Origin of the sequence: Atrimonas thermophila (assembly GCF_045864955.1) — a bacterium.
Classification (GTDB): Bacteria; Atribacterota; Atribacteria; order Atribacterales; family Thermatribacteraceae; genus Thermatribacter; species Thermatribacter velox.
The window spans coordinates 1-15,441 of the sequence record NZ_AP028803.1; the positions used below are offsets into that span (position 1 = coordinate 1).

Genomic DNA, 15,441 nt, shown 5'->3' on the forward strand with positions numbered 1-15,441 from the left:
AGCACAAAATAAACCAGAAAAAATCAGTATTAAGGCTATTTAGGTGGGTCTTGTGGATAATTTTGTGAATTAATCCTGAAAAGTGGGGGAATCATAAAAAATGACTCGTGAAAGTCTTAATAACTTGTGGAAAAGTGCTCTAAAAATTGTTGAAAAACAGCTCAGCGTCCCTGAGTTTAAGGCCTGGATAGAGCCAATCATACCAGTTGCCCTTGTGGATAGGAAATTAACCGTTGCCGTACCCACCGAGTTTTCGAAGGAAAAACTGGAAGCAAAATATCTGGAAACCATATTCCAGGCCCTGCAAGGGGTAATCGCCCAAATGGGAAATCGTGAAGCGTTATCCAACATCGAAGTAGTAGTAGACGGAAAGCTTTTCCCAGAAACCAGCGACAAAAGAACAACAACAGTAACGGGCAGTAACCAGGATTTCGAAAAACCTAACTTAAATCCTCGTTATACGTTCGAAAGTTTCGTGGTGGGAAATGGTAATAAATTTGCACACGCTGCAGCTTTTGCGGTAGCTGAGGGTCCCGCCCGTTCCTACAACCCACTTTTTATCTACGGAGGAGTGGGTTTAGGTAAAACTCACCTCATGCATGCTATAGGTCATCATATCATTCGTAACAACCCGGAACTTCGAGTCGTATATGCGTCCTCGGAGAAATTCACTAACGAACTCATTAACGCCATAAGAGACGATAAAACTGAGGAGTTCAGGCAAAAGTATCGTAGCGTTGACGTACTCTTAATAGACGACATCCAATTCTTAGCCGGTAAAGAGAGAACCCAGGAAGAGTTTTTTCATACCTTTAATGCTTTATACGAAGCCTTTAAGCAAATTGTACTTACCAGCGATAGGCCCCCAAAAGAGATACCCACCTTAGAAGATCGTCTTCGCTCTCGATTTGAATGGGGACTTATTGCTGACATCCAACCTCCGGATCTTGAAACTCGTATCGCAATCTTACGTAAAAAAGCGGAATTGGAAATGATTGAAGTTCCCGACGAAGTTATTTATTTTATAGCAGATAAAATTCCTTCTAACATCCGGGAACTGGAAGGAGCCCTGGTTAGAATAAAAGCCTTCTGTACTCTGAATCAGATAAGCCCTACTGTAGAAATAGCCCAGGAAATTTTAAAGGACATTATCCCCCGCAAGCATCCCAAAAAAATAAGTGTGGCAGCCATTCAGAAAGTGGTAGCTGAACACTTCAATATTAAGCCTTCAGCTATGAAGATGAAAAAAAGAACTAAGGAACTGGCTTATCCTCGCCAAATCGCCATGTATCTGGCAAGGGAGCTCACCGATCTTTCCCTTCCCTCCATAGGAAGTGAGTTTGGAGGAAGAGATCACACTACTGTTCTGCACGCTTTTGAAAAAATCAAAAGCGATATGGAAAGAAATCCACAACTTGCTCAAGAAATAAGTGGATTAATAGAAAAGATCAAGTCACTGGCAGAATAAAACACAGTTTATCTACAGCTCTTTTACAGTTTATTAATGGTTTATTAAAAAGCTGTATCCAAAGTCTAAAAGTCAGTTCAGGTACTTTTCCAGAAAATTTCAATTGCCTATTACTACTCCTTTTTTGTTATATTTTAAAGATAGTAGTAATAGACAAGAGGAGTGATGGGAAAACATGAAAATCGAAATCTCTCGAGAGGAATTGAAAAAAGCGGTGGCTAAAGTATACAAAGGAGTATCCTCAAAACCGCCTCTACCTGTTCTCTCGGGTATCCTCATGGAGACAGTAGGTTCGGACCAAATTAAATTACTTGCTTCGGACCTGGAAATGGGCCTTTCTTTTGTTTGTAATGCGTCTGTGCTGGAAGAGGGAAGCGTGGTAGCTCCCGGAAAGGTTCTTTACAACCTTTCCAGACTTTTAAAGGATAAAGTGACTATTCAGGTTTCAGGGAACAACATTGAGTTGTCTTCTGGAAAAAGCTTTTATAAATTAAGTGGCTTTCCAGCTCAGGACTTTCCATTGTTCCCACCTTTTCCCGACGACGGTTATTATTTAATATCCGCAGAAAGACTGAAAGAGGCAGTTATGCAAACCAGCTTCGCAGTTTCTAAAGATGAAACGAGACCTCCTCTTACCGGTTTGCAATTTAACTTTACTGAAGGCTACCTTGAACTGGCAGCTACTGACGGCCATCGCTTAAGCATAAGCAGGGTGGAAACTCTCCAATCTGGGAAGGAAACGCGAGTTATTGTGCCTCAGAAAGTGGCTATGGAGATTGTCCGTTTGGCAGAGGGAGAGATAAAGGTAGCACTTGGTGATGGAGACATTTTATTTGAAAGTGGAGAACTCACTCTTTTTTCGAGACTTATCGAGGGAGAATTTCCTGAGTACAAACAGGTTATTCCAGATAACTTTGTGGTTACGGTATTGGTTGATAGAGATGTGCTCCTTGAGGCCCTGGAGAGGGTTTCCGTTGTGGTTTCGGGGGAAATAGGAGTGGTGGATTTTGAGCTGAGCGATAAATCTCTCGTTTTATCCTGTGTTTCTCAGGATTGGGGAGTAGCTAAGGAGGAAATTCCAGCTGTTATAGACGGTCAGGGAATAAAAATTGCTTTCAACGTTAAATATCTCACCGATGCTTTGAGAGTGATCTCCTGGGAAAAAGTGTCCATAGGTATAAGTGGTGAATTATCTCCTACTATGATCTTCGGTGAAAAAGAAGATTTTCGATATGTGCTCATGCCAGTGACCACCCGTTTGGAAGAATAGCAAATAATGTATTTTGAAAGGCTTGCTCTTTTGAATTGGAGGAATATAGAGGACACGGAACTCACTTTTGGAAAGCGTTTTAACGTCTTTTGGGGGGGTAATGCTCAAGGAAAGAGTAATCTCTTAGAAGCTATTTTTTTCTTGGGACGAGGTTTCTCGCCTCGCGGGAACCGTAATGAAGATTTTATTCGCTGGGGAAAAACTCAAGCTTATCTTGGCGCCACTATTAGAGACGGTGAGTTATTTTTTAAAAAAGAGGTTAAGATAGGACTTGAGGCGAGGGATTGGAGACTGGATAACCGGAAAGAGAAAAAGAGAGATTGTGTGGTAGGGTATTTCCCCGATGATTTGGAGATAATTTCTGGCAACCCCTTTAAGAGACGTCAGTTCTTGGATGAGGCTATTTCCTTTATTTCTCCAACTTATAGACTGCTTTTGAAGACTTACGGGGATATCCTTCAGCAAAGAAATTGTCTTCTCAAGCAACCACTTAATCGAGAGCTACTCGACGTATATACTGAAAAGATAGCAGAGGTGGGCTCCAGGATTGTAAAGGCTCGTTTAAAATATCTGGCCTTATTATCGCCTTTCTTTGAAAAATACCGCGAAAGGATAGAAGATAAGGCCAGTAAAGTTATTTTACGATATCGCACTTCAGGGTATGCCGTAAACGGGGAAATAGAAATTGGGGATGCTTTGTTTAAAGCTCTTGGAGATGCTCTTCCTCTTGACAGAGAAAGGGGTTTTACTTCCTGTGGTCCTCATCGCGATGACTTAGAGTTTATCAGAGAGAATAGAAACTTAAGGAGTTTTGCATCCTGGGGAGAACAGAAAACTCTCGCTTTAGCTCTACGCCTTGCTGAAGCGAGTGTGATAAAATCTACCAAGGGCTATGGTGTGGTGATTTTACTGGATGATGTTTTTTCTGACCTTGATGAAGAGAGAAGGCGGTTTCTACTTAGAGATGTTTTTCGAGAGGAGCAAGTGTTTATCACGACTACTGAGTTGCAGTGGAAAAAGCTTCTGCCTGAAGAAGAAACCCGGAGTTTTTATCTGGAGAGGGGTAGAGTGATAAAAGATGCCTGATGAGGAGGGCACCACTCGTTTTTTTTGTAAAGAACCTGTCTTGATTGGTAATATTTTAGAGGAAGTCCTTGAAAAGCAAGGTTTATCTGGTAAAGTTGCTATTTACCGTGCGGTTGGCAGCTTTCAGGACTTGTTCCCGGAAATAGCGTCTTTTTGTGAAGCACTGCGTTTTGTAGAAGGTACCCTCTATATAAGGGTTGCAGAACCAACCCGGGTGCTCGAGGTGAGAGGTCGGGAAGAGGAAATCAAGGAAAAATTTAAAAAAGAGGGAATTGTTGTTGATAGGTTGAAAATATTCTGTGGTTAATGAGGTGAAGCTGGTTCTATGAAGATGAATGCAGGAGATTCCCTATATAGCGCAGAAAAAATAAAAGTTTTGGAAGGACTGGACGCAGTAAGAAAGCGTCCAAGTATGTATATTGGCAACGTTGGGCTGGAAGGTTTGCACCATCTTATTTTCGAGGTGGTGGACAACAGTATTGACGAGGCGCTTGCTGGTTACTGTGATGAAATAAAGGTGATTCTCCATACCGACGGAAGCGTCACCGTGGCCGATAACGGTAGGGGTATTCCTACTGATATCCATCCCGAAGCTGGAAGACCAGCTGTTGAGGTGGTACTTACCAAACTTCATGCCGGTGGGAAATTCGATAAGGGTGTATACCGGGTTTCTGGTGGTTTGCACGGAGTCGGTATTTCAGTTGTTAACGCCTTGTCAGAATGGCTGGAAGTTGAAATTGCGCAAGCAGGAAAAATCTGGAAACAGAGATATAGAAGGGGTGTACCCATTGAAAACTTGAGACCAATTAGTGTCACCGATCATACAGGTACTAAAATTCGCTTTAAGCCAGACCCCGAGATTTTCCAGGACACGAATTTCCATTTCGATATTGTTGCTCAGCGCCTTAAGGAGCTTGCCTTCTTAAATGAGGGCTTAACGATACAGCTCGTTGATGAACGCAGCGGTAAAGAGCGTAAGTACCACTTCAAAGGTGGAATCAAATCGCTGGTGGAGCACCTGAATCGGGGTAAAAACACTATTCACCCGGAACCTATTTATTTTTCTGAAAATAAAGATGACGTAAAGATAGAGGTGGCTCTCCAGTATAATGATGGCTATCTTGAAAATGTGCTCTCTTTCGCCAACAACATCCGCACGGCGGAAGGTGGTACCCACGTTGTAGGTTTTAAAACGGCACTGACTCGGGTAATCAATGATTACATTGCCAGGTACGAATTAGTTAAAAATAAAGATGAGTACCCCAACGGCAGCGACGTAAGAGAGGGCTTATGTGCGGTGGTCAATATCTTACTTCCAGAACCCCAATTTGAAGGTCAAACCAAAACCAAACTGGGCAATGCAGAATTGAAGAGTTTAGTGGAAGAGACTACTATGCGGTTTTTGTCTACCTTTTTTGAGGAAAATCCGGGTATTGCACGCGCCATTGTGAATAAAGTTCTTCAGTCAGTCAGAGCTCGTCAGGCGGCTCGCAAGGCGCGAGAAATAGCCCGTAAAAAAAACAGTATTGAATCTACCAGTTTGCCCGGGAAGCTGGCTGACTGCGTTGAGAAGGACCCGTTAAAATCGGAAATATTTATTGTGGAAGGGGATTCTGCGGGTGGTTCAGCCAAACAGGGTAGGGACCGTCAATTCCAGGCTATAATGCCCTTGCGAGGTAAGATTCTTAATGTGGAAAAAGCCAGTATGAGTCGGATACTGTCGAGCGAGGAAATTCGTAACATTGTGGCGGCACTGGGCTGCGGTCTGGGAGCTGATTTCTCGGAAAAAAAATTACGGTATCACAAAATCATCATTATGACTGATGCAGATGTTGATGGAGCGCATATCCGTACCCTGCTTTTAACCTTTTTTTACCGCTATATGAGGCCGCTCATTGAGGAGGGCTATATTTATATTGCTCTACCTCCGCTTTATAGGGTGCGGGAAGGGAAAAACGACTATTATGCTTACAGCGATCAGGAGTTGGAGTCTCTGTTGAAAAATTTGAAGGGAAAGAAATACTCTATCCAGCGCTACAAAGGTCTTGGAGAAATGAACCCCGAGCAGTTGTGGATGACTGCTATGAATCCTGAGACCAGAACTCTGAAAAAGGTTACTCTTGAGGACGCCCTGGAAGCGGAGGAAATCTTCAGTATTTTAATGGGAGACGCGGTCGATCCACGACGCGAATTTATCCGGGAGCACGCTCGAGAAGTTGTTAATCTCGATATTTAGTTTTTGGGAGGCTTGCGATGTCTGAAGTGACCAACAATCGGGGAGAACGTATCGTAACAGTTGATATAAAAGATGAAATGCGAGAGGCCTACCTGAGTTACGCAATGAGCGTAATTGTGGGACGGGCTCTCCCAGATGTTCGAGATGGCTTGAAGCCAGTTCAGCGGCGCATACTTTATTCTATGTATGAAATGGGCCTTCGTTCCACTCAAGCTTACCGCAAGAGTGCTCGAGTGGTTGGTGATGTGCTTGGAAAGTACCACCCCCATGGGGACATGGCGGTCTATGATGCACTGGTGCGCATGGCGCAAGACTTCACCTTCCGATATCCCCTGGTCGATGGTCACGGTAATTTTGGTTCCATAGATGGAGACCCCCCGGCAGCAATGCGTTATACCGAAGTCAGGATGGCTTCCATTGCTGAAGAAATGTTGCGAGATATTGAGAAAGAAACCGTGGATTTTATGCCTAACTTCGATGAATCAGCACAGGAACCGGTTGTGCTTCCAGCTTCTTTCCCTCAGCTTTTGGCTAATGGTGCCTCAGGTATTGCTGTCGGGATGGCTACCAATATACCCCCTCACAATCTCTCAGAGCTTATAGATGGTGCTCTACTGCTCATTGACCGACCCCAGGCCAGCTGGAAAGACCTTTTGAAAGTTATACCCGGTCCGGATTTTCCTACCTATGGAAAAGTAATTGGAAGAAAAGGCATTAAGGATTACTTTCATACAGGTCGAGGGAAGCTGGTTATCCGGGGAGAGGCTGAGGTTGAAGAGATTGGCAAAGGTAAGAAGGCAATTGTTATCAAAGAGTTGCCCTACCAGGTGAATAAGGCAAGTCTGGTTGAGCACATAGCCCGGCTTGTCCAGGAGAAGAAGCTAAATGATATAGGCGAGGTTCGCGATGAATCGGACCGGGAAGGAATACGTGTAGTCCTGGAGTTGAAAAAGGGAGCCAATCCTCAGTTCATTCTCAACTACCTCTACAAACACACTGCTTTGCAGGTTAGTTTTGGGGTTATTCTCCTTGCTTTAGTGAATGGTAGGCCCGAGGTAATGGGTATGGTAGAAGCCCTGCGCCACTTCATTGAACACCGCAAGGAGGTTGTCTTGCGCAGAAGCACTTTTGAACTGCGTCGGGCCGAAGAAAGAATTCACCTTGTAGAAGGGTTTTTGAAAGCGCTGGACATGATAGATATGGTAATTGAGACCATTCGCAGCTCCAGCAATGTGGAAGAGGCAAGAGAACGGTTGATGATCCGCTTTGGTTTCACTGAAAAGCAGGCTCAGGCAATTCTTGAAATGCGCCTTCAGAGACTGGTGGCTCTGGAAAGAGAAAAGTTGCAGAAAGAGCATCAGGAGCTCCTTCAAAAAATTCAGGAACTAAAGAAGATTCTTTCCGACCAACAGACTCTTTTCGAGGTGATTAAAAAGGAACTGCTTGAGATTAAGGAAAAGTTTGGGGATGCGAGAAGGACCAGGATTGTCGAAGAAGAGGAAACTATCGAAGAAATAGACCTGGTTCCCGAAGAAGATGTGGTGATTACCCTTACCCGGGATGGCTATGTTAAGAGAGTGGCCCTTGAGGCTTACCGTCGTCAGGGGAGAGGTGGTAAGGGTGTGTCGGCAATGAACATTAAAGAAGAAGATGTTGTGAGCCAGGTTGCAGTCTCTACCACCTTGCACCGAGTGCTTTTCTTTACCAGCAAAGGCAGGGCCTTTCAACTTCTGGCCTATCAGCTTCCGGAAGCAAGTCGTCAGGCTAAAGGAACGCATCTTGTTAATCTGCTTCCTCTGGAGGAAGGAGAGCGGGTGTTTTCCTTTTTGACACTCAAGGATTTCGGCGAAGCCCGTTATCTTTTTATGGTTACCAGCCGGGGAAAGGTAAAAAGATTGGACCTTCTGGAGCTGGTCTCCATAACTCGAAGGGGTATACGGGTGATCAAGCTTGACGAGGATGAAGAACTCTCTCGGGTTTTCCTGACTTCTGGCAGTGAGGAAATTTTTGTAGTTAGTGCAGGTGGTTACGCCATTCGCTTTCTGGAAGAAGAAGTGCGTTCCACGGGGCGCAGTGCTTCAGGTGTGCGGGGAATAACCCTGCGCAGCGGTGATGAAGTAGTTGGTGCTTGTTCGCTCTCCAGGGCTCGTTTTGTACTTGTGGTTTCTGAACGGGGCATGGGTAAAAAGTTGGACCTTTCCGATTTCCCCTGCCATCATCGAGGTGGCAAGGGACTTAGGGTCATGAGGGTTAGCCAGCGCACGGGAAAAGTGGTGGATATTCTGCCCATCTGTGAAGAAGGCGATGTGTTGGTTTCCACCCAGAAAGGGATGCTTATCCGCATAAATAGCTTGGAGATACCCGTTCAAGGTAGAATTACCCAGGGTGTGCGTCTTATCAGGCTGGATCGAGGAGATTCCATTTCCTCGTTGGCGCTGGTGGAGAAAGAATGAGCAGGGTTCATGGTGGTCGGTTGTTTGAAGAAAGGGAGAAGCAGGGTTCTCTTTTTCTGGATTTTAGCGCCAGCATAAATCCCTGGGGACCACCACCGGTTCTTCGTAAAAACTGGTCCAAGATGTGGCAGTGGGTAAGTACCTATCCTCCACTGGATATTGAGCTGTTTCAGAACTGGATTGCCCAGATATACGGCTTTTCTGGAGAGACAATTCTTCCCTGTAATGGAGCTACACAGGGTATCTACCTTTTGGGGAGAATACTGGAAGGAAAAAGAGTAACTATTATCGAGCCTTGCTTTACTGAATATTCCCTTGCCTTTCGCTTGGGGGGCAAGAAAATAGAACACTTCTTTTATCTCGGTGACGAAGAAACAGAAGAAAGCTTGAAGTTACTCTTTACTACCCACCCGGATATCCTTATTATGGGTAATCCCACCAATCCGCTCGGCAACCCTTACCCGGAAGGTTTTTTAAAAGCTGTGTGGGAGTATGTTCTTGAGAAAGGGATTTTTCTGGTGGTGGACGAAGTCTTCCAGGAATTTATGAACGAAGAAACCTCTTTTTCTGGAAAAATTGCGGATTATCGGCGCCTTTTTGTGGTGCGTTCGCTAACCAAATACTTTTCCATTCCTGGATTAAGAGGAGGCTTTTTATTGACCCACCCCTCCAACGTGTACTCTCTTAAAGAGCATATCGAACCCTGGTCGGTTAATGCTGTCTTGGCTTCAGCGCTAAAAATTCTTTCCGAAAGCGATCTTTCAGCATTCAGAGAAACCACCATAAAGAACCTCAAAAAAGAAAAAGAATATCTTGAGGAGCACTGGAAAGCCTTTTCTGATGTTGTATTGCTCTATCCATCTCGGGTCAATTTCTATATGTTTCGGGTTTTGGACTCAAAGGCTGACCTTTATTCCTTTTTTTACCAGCGAGGGATGCTAATTAGAAGTCTCTCTGATTTCTGGGGTCTGGATAGGAATTTTTACCGAATTTCGCTGCGCACCCATTCTGAAAACAGGCGCTTTCTGGGAGCACTGGAGGAGTTCGTGGATGGTCTCAGGAATTCTTGGTAGAAAAGTGCTTTTCATTGGTGGCGCAAGGAGCGGTAAAAGCTCTCTGGCTCAGCAGAGAGTGGAAGAAGCGAGCCCAAAGCGGGTTTACCTGGCAACAGGTGTGGTTACGGATCAAGAGATGGCAGAACGAATAGCTTTACACCGCAGGAGACGTTCCGAGAACTGGGAAACCTTTGAGGTTCCTTTTGGTTTTCAGGAGGTGGAGGATAGAGATTTTTCTGGATGTGGAGTATTGTTGGATTGTGTTACCTTCTTAGTGAGCAATTTGCTCCTTCGGGATAAGGAGCCGGAAGAAGTTTTTATGAGAGTTACTGAAGAACTGGAGGTGCTTTTTAGAAAGCAATCCCGGGAAGGCTTTTTTTTGGCCCTGGTCAGTAACGAAGTGGGTTGCGGGGTGGTTCCTGAGAATTTTTTGGGCAGGCAATTTAGGGATCTCCAGGGTAAGGTCAACCAGTGGTTGGCCCAGAAAGCTGACGAAGTCTTTTTGGTAGTTGCAGGAGTGCCGTGGAAACTAAAATAAGTCGCTTTGTTCGCTGGTTACGGCTGGTAAGAATTGCTGCTGGCTTTTTAACCATTTTGCCGCTGGCCAGGGAGAGCGACGAGCCAGAAGAAGTAGCACTATCCAGCGTTTTCTTTCCGCTGGTGGGTCTTTTAATCGGTGGTGGAGTATATGGTGTATTTTGGGGAACCCATTTTATCTTTGGTACTTCGTTTCTTCCCGCACTTCTGGCTTTAACCACCTGGATTCTGCTCACTAGAGGCTTGCATCTTGATGGTTTGGCTGATGTAGCGGATGCACTGGGGGCTCCAGTTTTTAGCAAGGAAGCACGAGAGCGCATTCTTAAAGATTCTTCCCTGGGCGTTTTTGGGACAGTAGCGCTTTTTCTAGTTCTAACTTTTAAGTTGTTTCTGTTATCGGAAACTAAGAGTGGGGAAGTAATAGTACTGGCTCCCTTGGCAGCCAGATTTTTTTTACTGGGGGTTATTTGCTTTGGTCGCTCCTTGCTTCGGGAGTCGGGGCTGGGAAGCATTTTTTTAAGTCAACCCCGAAGCACTGCTTTCTGGTTGTGGTTGATTCTGGTTGCTGTTGTGTCCATTCTTTTCGGTAACGTTTTGCTTTTTTTGAAAATTTGTTTCTGCTTTGTTATTATTTACTCATTCGTGAAGAGAGTTGCTCGAATGCTGGGCTTTTTAAATGGGGATGTGATGGGAACAGCGGTGGAACTGGGAGAGCTGCTTTTTCTTCTGGTTGGGAGGATTTGATATGGTGCGAGCTCTGAGTCCAGGTAGCATGGGAGAGCTTTTCCAGGGTTACCTCGAGGATACAGAGATTCTGGTTTCGCTAACCATCGCTCGTTATAGTGAGATGGAGGTTATCCTGAAAGAGAAACCCTTTGGGACCTGGCAGGAAGAGGAAAATAAAGAGTACACTCAGAGGTTGTGGAAAAGTGCCAGAGCCCTGGAGATAGCCCTGAGCGAATGGGGGTTTAAAGAGCTTCGGGGAAAAGTATCTTTTAAAAGACGGAAGGCACTGCCTGAGGGAAAGGGTTTTGCTTCCAGCACAGCAGATATCGCTGCTCTATTGGGTGCACTTTCTGCGCTTTTGAAAAGAAAGACTTCGGAAGAAGAGATAGCTCGGATTGCCCTGAGAGTGGAACCCACCGACAGCACCTTGTTCTCCGATTTTTGCGTTTTTGATCATATTTCTGGAAAGGTGGTTATTCGCTTTCCGGTGCCGGTGTATCTGGGAGTTGTAGTCTGCGAGCTTCCCGGTAAAGTGGAAACCGTGGAAGTGGACAGGACAAAACTGCGCAAAAACTGGCTTTATTTTGCCAAAGAAGTGCGAAGGGCTCTGGACATGATTCAAAGAGGTCTTGAAGAGGGAGATCTTTCTTTAATTGGTAGAGCTGCTACACTCAGTGGTTCTATCTTGCAGGAGGTAAACCGGGAAAGGCTTTTCGATCTTTTGCGAGAGGAGATGAAATATACCGGGGCGCTGGGTGTGAACAGAGCACATACTGGTAAAGCCGTAGGAGTGCTTTTTGATCGCCGGGTTTACTCTGATACGGAGATGCTTCGCAGGGTGAAAGAATGTCTTCAAAAAGAAGCGGTAAGCTGTTGGGTAACTGGAGCAGTGAGGGGAGGAGTAAGAATAATCAGGCCATGAAGGAAATATATCTTTTGCGACACGGAGATACTGAAGCAACAGAAAAGGGTTTTTTTGCGGGTTGGAGTGATATTCCGCTTTCTCCTAAGGGTGAGGAGAGAATCAAAAAATTACACCAGAGCTTGTTAAGAGGACTTTCTTTTGAGAGAGTGTTTTGCAGTCCCATGTTGAGAACCCATCAAACAGCTCGAATTCTGGTTCCAGATGACGACATCGACATTGTTCCCGAAATTAAAGAACGCTCTTTCGGTTCCTGGGAGGGCAAGTCTTGGGCAGAGCTTGAAAAAGAGTATCCGGTAGAAGTAAAGGAGTGGAAAAAAGACCCCCTGGGTTTTACGCCGCCTGGAGGAGAAAGCTTCAAAACAGTGCTTTCCAGAGTAAGCTCTTTTTGGGATAAACTCCTGAAAATGAGAAATGGTCGCTACCTGCTGGTTACCCATGCTGGGGTTATTCGTTGTTTTCTGGTTAAAGCCATGAACATCGAGTTTGCGTCCACTTTTCATGTTTTGCTGGATCCCGGTGTTTTGGTGAAAATTGGGGTTAACCGCGAAGAATTTCCGAGAGTAGAATTGATTCAAAATAACGGTGTTTGAAGTGTTAGCCCTTTTACGTATGGTGGTGGGTTTTGTATTAGATTCATTCTTAGGGGACCCTTTTGGTCGCTGGCACCCTGTGGTTTGGGTGGGTAAGGCCATAGAGAAACTTGAACGCTTGCTTTTCCCTCAACACAGGAGCTTTCGCAAGGAATTCATACTGGGCTTTGTGGTAGTTTTTTTGCTGGTGGGTGGTACCGGCCTGGCTTATGGTTTTCTGGGTTGGTTTATGCGAAAAAATTTGCCGCTTGTTTACTGGATGGTAGAAATATATCTGGTTTTCTCTTTGCTCGCTTTCCGCTCGCTCTGGTTAAGTGGCAAAAAGGTTTTCCTGGCCCTTCAAAAGGGAAACCTGGAAGAGGCCAGGAAAAACCTTCGGAACTTGGTGGGCAGAGATACTGAACACCTGGCAGAATGGGAAGTGGTCAGAGCTTGCGTTGAGTCTCTCGCCGAGAACTTCAACGATGCAGTAGTGGCTCCTCTTTTTTATGCTTCGCTCTTCGGAGGTTTGGGGATTCTCATTTACAAAGTGGTTAACACCCTTGATTCCATGCTGGGTTACCGGGATTTCCGCTATTTTTTCTTTGGTTTTGCTTCGGCACGCCTCGATGACCTATTGAATTTTATCCCTGCTCGTTTGAGTGCTTTGTTTCTGGGAATAGCTGCTTTGCTCTTGGGGAAATCGCCAAAGAGGGCTTTGACTACCGCTTTTCAATATGCCCGCTTTCATCCCAGTCCCAATGCAGGTTGGCCCGAGGCAGCCATGGCTGGTGCTCTTGGGGTGAGGCTGGGGGGCGTAAACTATTACCAGGGCAAGCGCGAGGAAAGGCCCTTTCTTGGAGAGGCCCTTCGGGAGCTTGTTCCGGAACGAATTGAGGAAGCCCTTTCTCTTTTGTGGTTGGGTAGCTGGTTTGCTTTGCTGGTTCTGGCTCTTTTTGCTTGGCGGGTCGGTTATCCCATTTTTGGTATTTAAACGGAGGGTGTACCCCTATGCACGAGCCGCAAAAGTATCGTCCTGCTTCACTAAAAAAACGAGTTTTGCTATCTGTTCTTATAAGTATAAGTAGTATTGTGATTATTTTTTCTGTTGGTTCCTTTTTCGAGGTACCACCTGAGATTGATTTTGCTCGTTTTCACTTTGGAGTTTACTTGGTGGGTTTTTTGTTGATGTTTGCTGCCTGGTTTCTGGATGGATTGAGAGTCTTTCTGAGTGCTCGGGCCTGGAACAAAAGCATTCGCCTACAGGATGCGCTGAGTACGGTGCTTGCCGGATATTTCATGTCGACCATAACTCCCTTCAGTACCGGTGGTAGCCCGGCTCAAATGTATGTTCTTACCCGTGCAGGTATGAGCTGGGGGGAGGCAGGGAGTCTGGTGGTAATTTGTGGCATTCTGTATCAGGTTAGCCTCCTTCTTTTGCTTTTCTTGCTCATTTTTGCCTTTCATATCGGCTTTGTTCTGCAAGGAGTGCTGTTAAAGCTTTTGTATTCTTTTGTCATTTTCTATGCGGGTGTCATGGTGCTCCTTTTTTCTTTTTTGTATCGCCCTCAGATACTTTTCAGACTTACCGAGTGGGGCATAAATTTCGTTAAACGCCACTTTAGGAAAATTCGCTTTTCTGAAGAGAGTGTTCGAGAATGGGTGCACGAATTTTTTGAAGACTTTCGTAGGGGTTTCCGGATTCTCTTCTTTCAAAAGCCCCAGTATCTGGTCTGGAATATCGGCTGTTATATGGTGCAGTACACGCTTATTTTCTCCGTTGCTTATTTTGTGCTGGCAGCCATGGGCGTGAAGGCTGATTATTTACGGGTTCTGGGCACTCAGGCTCCTCTTTTTTACGTTTTTTCCTTTGTGCCTTCCCCGGGGGCAAGCGGAGGAGTGGAAGTTTCTATGGCTTCTGTTTTCGCTCGCTTTGTGGGTGCTTATCGGGTAGGCATGTTTGTTCTTTTGTGGAGAGCGGTAACCTTTTATCTCCCTATGGTAATTGGAGGAGTAACCTTCTTCCGGATCGTGCAGAGCGCAGGCGGGTATTCGGGTGAAAACGGAAAGCTTATCACCAAAAGGAGCGAAAACTATGCTCAGAAGCTCCCTGGAGAAAGAAATTCTTAAAGCGTTGCTTGTCTCTCGAGATTGGGTATCTGGTGAGGAACTTGCCAAACGCCTTTCTTTAAGCAGGGTAGCTATCTGGAAGGAAATGGAAAAGCTGAAATCCCGGGGATTCCCTGTAATATCTTCTCGCAAGGGATACAAATTGTTCGAATTGCCTGATGTTTTCTTCAGGGAATATCTTGAAGCTTATTTTTCAAGGTTTTCCTTTCCGGTGAGTGTTTTCTGCGAAGATCAAGTGGATTCTACCAATGAATGGGCCAAAAGAGAAGCCCTGCAAGGCGCACCGTCATGGAGCCTTTTTATAGCCGAGAGTCAAACCCGGGGCAAGGGAAGGAAAGGAAGGAGCTGGTTTTCGCTTCCTGGGAAAAGCCTGACTTTTTCCCTTTTGATCCGGCCGAATCTTTCTTTATGGTCAGGCTTTACCTCTTTGCCTCTTGTCTGTGGATTGGCGGTGAGTCTCGCTCTCGAAGAAGAAGGTCTGGGACCAGAAATTAAATGGCCCAACGATGTGTTGATTGATGGGAAGAAGGTGGCCGGGATACTGGTTGAGGGCGATTTCGAGGCCGAGGTTCTTAGGTATGTGGTAATTGGTATCGGCCTTAATGTCAATCTATTGAGAAAAGATTTTCCGGAAGATTTGAAGCTTACAGCAACTTCGCTTTTAGAAGTTTCCTTGAAAAAACACCACCGGCTGTTTCTTCTGGAAAATTTGTTGAACAAGCTTTCAAAATACCTGGGACACTGGGAAAGAGAGGCCAATCTTGCTTCCCTGTATCCAGAACTAAAAAAAAGACTGGCTACCCTGGGGAAAGAGGTGAAGATAGCGGTTTCAGGCAAGATCTTGGAAGGCTTGGCTGAAGATATTGACCTGGATGGCTCACTGTGGATTAATTCAGGGGGTGAAAGAAAAAAGATAAGTTGGGGCGAGCTGGTCACCCCTTGATTTTTGGTTAACTTATTGATATATATTGGTTAACCAAATGGGG

At 45.3% G+C, this 15,441-nt stretch carries 14 protein-coding genes; all 14 read left to right on the forward strand.

Annotated features, from left to right (window positions below; translation table 11 throughout):
- Nucleotides 1-100: 100 nt before the first annotated feature.
- The 14 genes from dnaA (at nucleotide 101) to ACKTT1_RS00070 (ending at nucleotide 15,398) form a co-directional block, all read left to right on the forward strand.
- Complete coding sequence (gene dnaA / locus ACKTT1_RS00005) at nucleotides 101-1,468, forward strand: chromosomal replication initiator protein DnaA (RefSeq protein ID WP_369018169.1); 1,368 nt, start codon at nucleotides 101-103, stop codon at nucleotides 1,466-1,468.
- A 175-nt stretch (nucleotides 1,469-1,643) separates the two neighbouring features.
- Nucleotides 1,644-2,738 (forward strand): DNA polymerase III subunit beta, encoded by a 1,095-nt coding sequence (gene dnaN, locus ACKTT1_RS00010; protein WP_412709694.1) that lies wholly within the window; start codon nucleotides 1,644-1,646, stop codon nucleotides 2,736-2,738.
- A 6-nt stretch (nucleotides 2,739-2,744) separates the two neighbouring features.
- On the forward strand, nucleotides 2,745-3,824 hold the full coding sequence (gene recF / locus ACKTT1_RS00015; RefSeq protein ID WP_412709695.1) for a DNA replication/repair protein RecF: 1,080 nt from the start codon (nucleotides 2,745-2,747) through the stop codon (nucleotides 3,822-3,824).
- On the forward strand, nucleotides 3,817-4,131 hold the full coding sequence (locus tag ACKTT1_RS00020; protein WP_412709696.1) for a DciA family protein: 315 nt from the start codon (nucleotides 3,817-3,819) through the stop codon (nucleotides 4,129-4,131). Before recF ends, ACKTT1_RS00020 begins: the two co-directional genes overlap by 8 nt.
- 18 nt (nucleotides 4,132-4,149) lie before the next feature.
- Nucleotides 4,150-6,060, forward strand: coding sequence for a DNA topoisomerase (ATP-hydrolyzing) subunit B (gene gyrB / locus ACKTT1_RS00025; RefSeq protein WP_412709697.1), 1,911 nt, complete (start codon nucleotides 4,150-4,152; stop codon nucleotides 6,058-6,060).
- Nucleotides 6,061-6,077: 17 nt separating this feature from the next.
- Entirely contained in the window at nucleotides 6,078-8,513 is a 2,436-nt protein-coding gene (gene gyrA, locus ACKTT1_RS00030) for a DNA gyrase subunit A (RefSeq protein ID WP_412709698.1), read from the forward strand.
- Nucleotides 8,510-9,586 carry an aminotransferase class I/II-fold pyridoxal phosphate-dependent enzyme gene (locus ACKTT1_RS00035; RefSeq protein ID WP_412709699.1) on the forward strand — a complete coding sequence of 359 codons (1,077 nt, stop codon included), beginning with the start codon at nucleotides 8,510-8,512 and terminating at the stop codon, nucleotides 9,584-9,586. The genes gyrA and ACKTT1_RS00035 overlap by 4 nt, the downstream gene beginning before the upstream one ends.
- Nucleotides 9,564-10,106, forward strand: a complete 543-nt coding sequence (cobU, locus tag ACKTT1_RS00040; RefSeq protein ID WP_412709700.1) for a bifunctional adenosylcobinamide kinase/adenosylcobinamide-phosphate guanylyltransferase — start codon at nucleotides 9,564-9,566, stop codon at nucleotides 10,104-10,106. The genes ACKTT1_RS00035 and cobU overlap by 23 nt, the downstream gene beginning before the upstream one ends.
- Nucleotides 10,091-10,849 carry an adenosylcobinamide-GDP ribazoletransferase gene (gene cobS / locus ACKTT1_RS00045; RefSeq protein ID WP_412709701.1) on the forward strand — a complete coding sequence of 253 codons (759 nt, stop codon included), beginning with the start codon at nucleotides 10,091-10,093 and terminating at the stop codon, nucleotides 10,847-10,849. Before cobU ends, cobS begins: the two co-directional genes overlap by 16 nt.
- Nucleotide 10,850: 1 nt before the next feature.
- Nucleotides 10,851-11,753, forward strand: a complete 903-nt coding sequence (locus ACKTT1_RS00050; protein WP_412709702.1) for a hypothetical protein — start codon at nucleotides 10,851-10,853, stop codon at nucleotides 11,751-11,753.
- On the forward strand, nucleotides 11,750-12,346 hold the full coding sequence (gene cobC, locus ACKTT1_RS00055; protein ID WP_369018159.1) for an alpha-ribazole phosphatase: 597 nt from the start codon (nucleotides 11,750-11,752) through the stop codon (nucleotides 12,344-12,346). Before ACKTT1_RS00050 ends, cobC begins: the two co-directional genes overlap by 4 nt.
- Nucleotides 12,339-13,319, forward strand: coding sequence for an adenosylcobinamide-phosphate synthase CbiB (gene cbiB, locus ACKTT1_RS00060; protein ID WP_412709703.1), 981 nt, complete (start codon nucleotides 12,339-12,341; stop codon nucleotides 13,317-13,319). The genes cobC and cbiB overlap by 8 nt, the downstream gene beginning before the upstream one ends.
- A 17-nt stretch (nucleotides 13,320-13,336) precedes the next feature.
- On the forward strand, nucleotides 13,337-14,455 hold the full coding sequence (locus ACKTT1_RS00065) for a lysylphosphatidylglycerol synthase transmembrane domain-containing protein (RefSeq protein WP_369018157.1): 1,119 nt from the start codon (nucleotides 13,337-13,339) through the stop codon (nucleotides 14,453-14,455).
- A complete protein-coding gene (locus ACKTT1_RS00070; protein ID WP_412709704.1) occupies nucleotides 14,421-15,398 on the forward strand; it encodes a biotin--[acetyl-CoA-carboxylase] ligase in 978 nt (325 codons plus the stop codon). Before ACKTT1_RS00065 ends, ACKTT1_RS00070 begins: the two co-directional genes overlap by 35 nt.
- Nucleotides 15,399-15,441: the final 43 nt, after the last annotated feature.

Coding starts and splice junctions, on each gene's coding strand:
- ACKTT1_RS00020 (WP_412709696.1), top strand. CDS start 3,817: ATGCCTGATGAGGAGGGCACCACTCGTTTTTTTTGTAAAGAACCTGTC.
- dnaN (WP_412709694.1), top strand. CDS start 1,644: ATGAAAATCGAAATCTCTCGAGAGGAATTGAAAAAAGCGGTGGCTAAA.
- ACKTT1_RS00035 (WP_412709699.1), top strand. CDS start 8,510: ATGAGCAGGGTTCATGGTGGTCGGTTGTTTGAAGAAAGGGAGAAGCAG.
- ACKTT1_RS00050 (WP_412709702.1), top strand. CDS start 10,851: ATGGTGCGAGCTCTGAGTCCAGGTAGCATGGGAGAGCTTTTCCAGGGT.
- cobC (WP_369018159.1), top strand. CDS start 11,750: ATGAAGGAAATATATCTTTTGCGACACGGAGATACTGAAGCAACAGAA.
- gyrA (WP_412709698.1), top strand. CDS start 6,078: ATGTCTGAAGTGACCAACAATCGGGGAGAACGTATCGTAACAGTTGAT.
- recF (WP_412709695.1), top strand. CDS start 2,745: ATGTATTTTGAAAGGCTTGCTCTTTTGAATTGGAGGAATATAGAGGAC.
- dnaA (WP_369018169.1), top strand. CDS start 101: ATGACTCGTGAAAGTCTTAATAACTTGTGGAAAAGTGCTCTAAAAATT.
- cobU (WP_412709700.1), top strand. CDS start 9,564: ATGGTCTCAGGAATTCTTGGTAGAAAAGTGCTTTTCATTGGTGGCGCA.
- ACKTT1_RS00065 (WP_369018157.1), top strand. CDS start 13,337: ATGCACGAGCCGCAAAAGTATCGTCCTGCTTCACTAAAAAAACGAGTT.
- ACKTT1_RS00070 (WP_412709704.1), top strand. CDS start 14,421: ATGCTCAGAAGCTCCCTGGAGAAAGAAATTCTTAAAGCGTTGCTTGTC.
- gyrB (WP_412709697.1), top strand. CDS start 4,150: ATGAAGATGAATGCAGGAGATTCCCTATATAGCGCAGAAAAAATAAAA.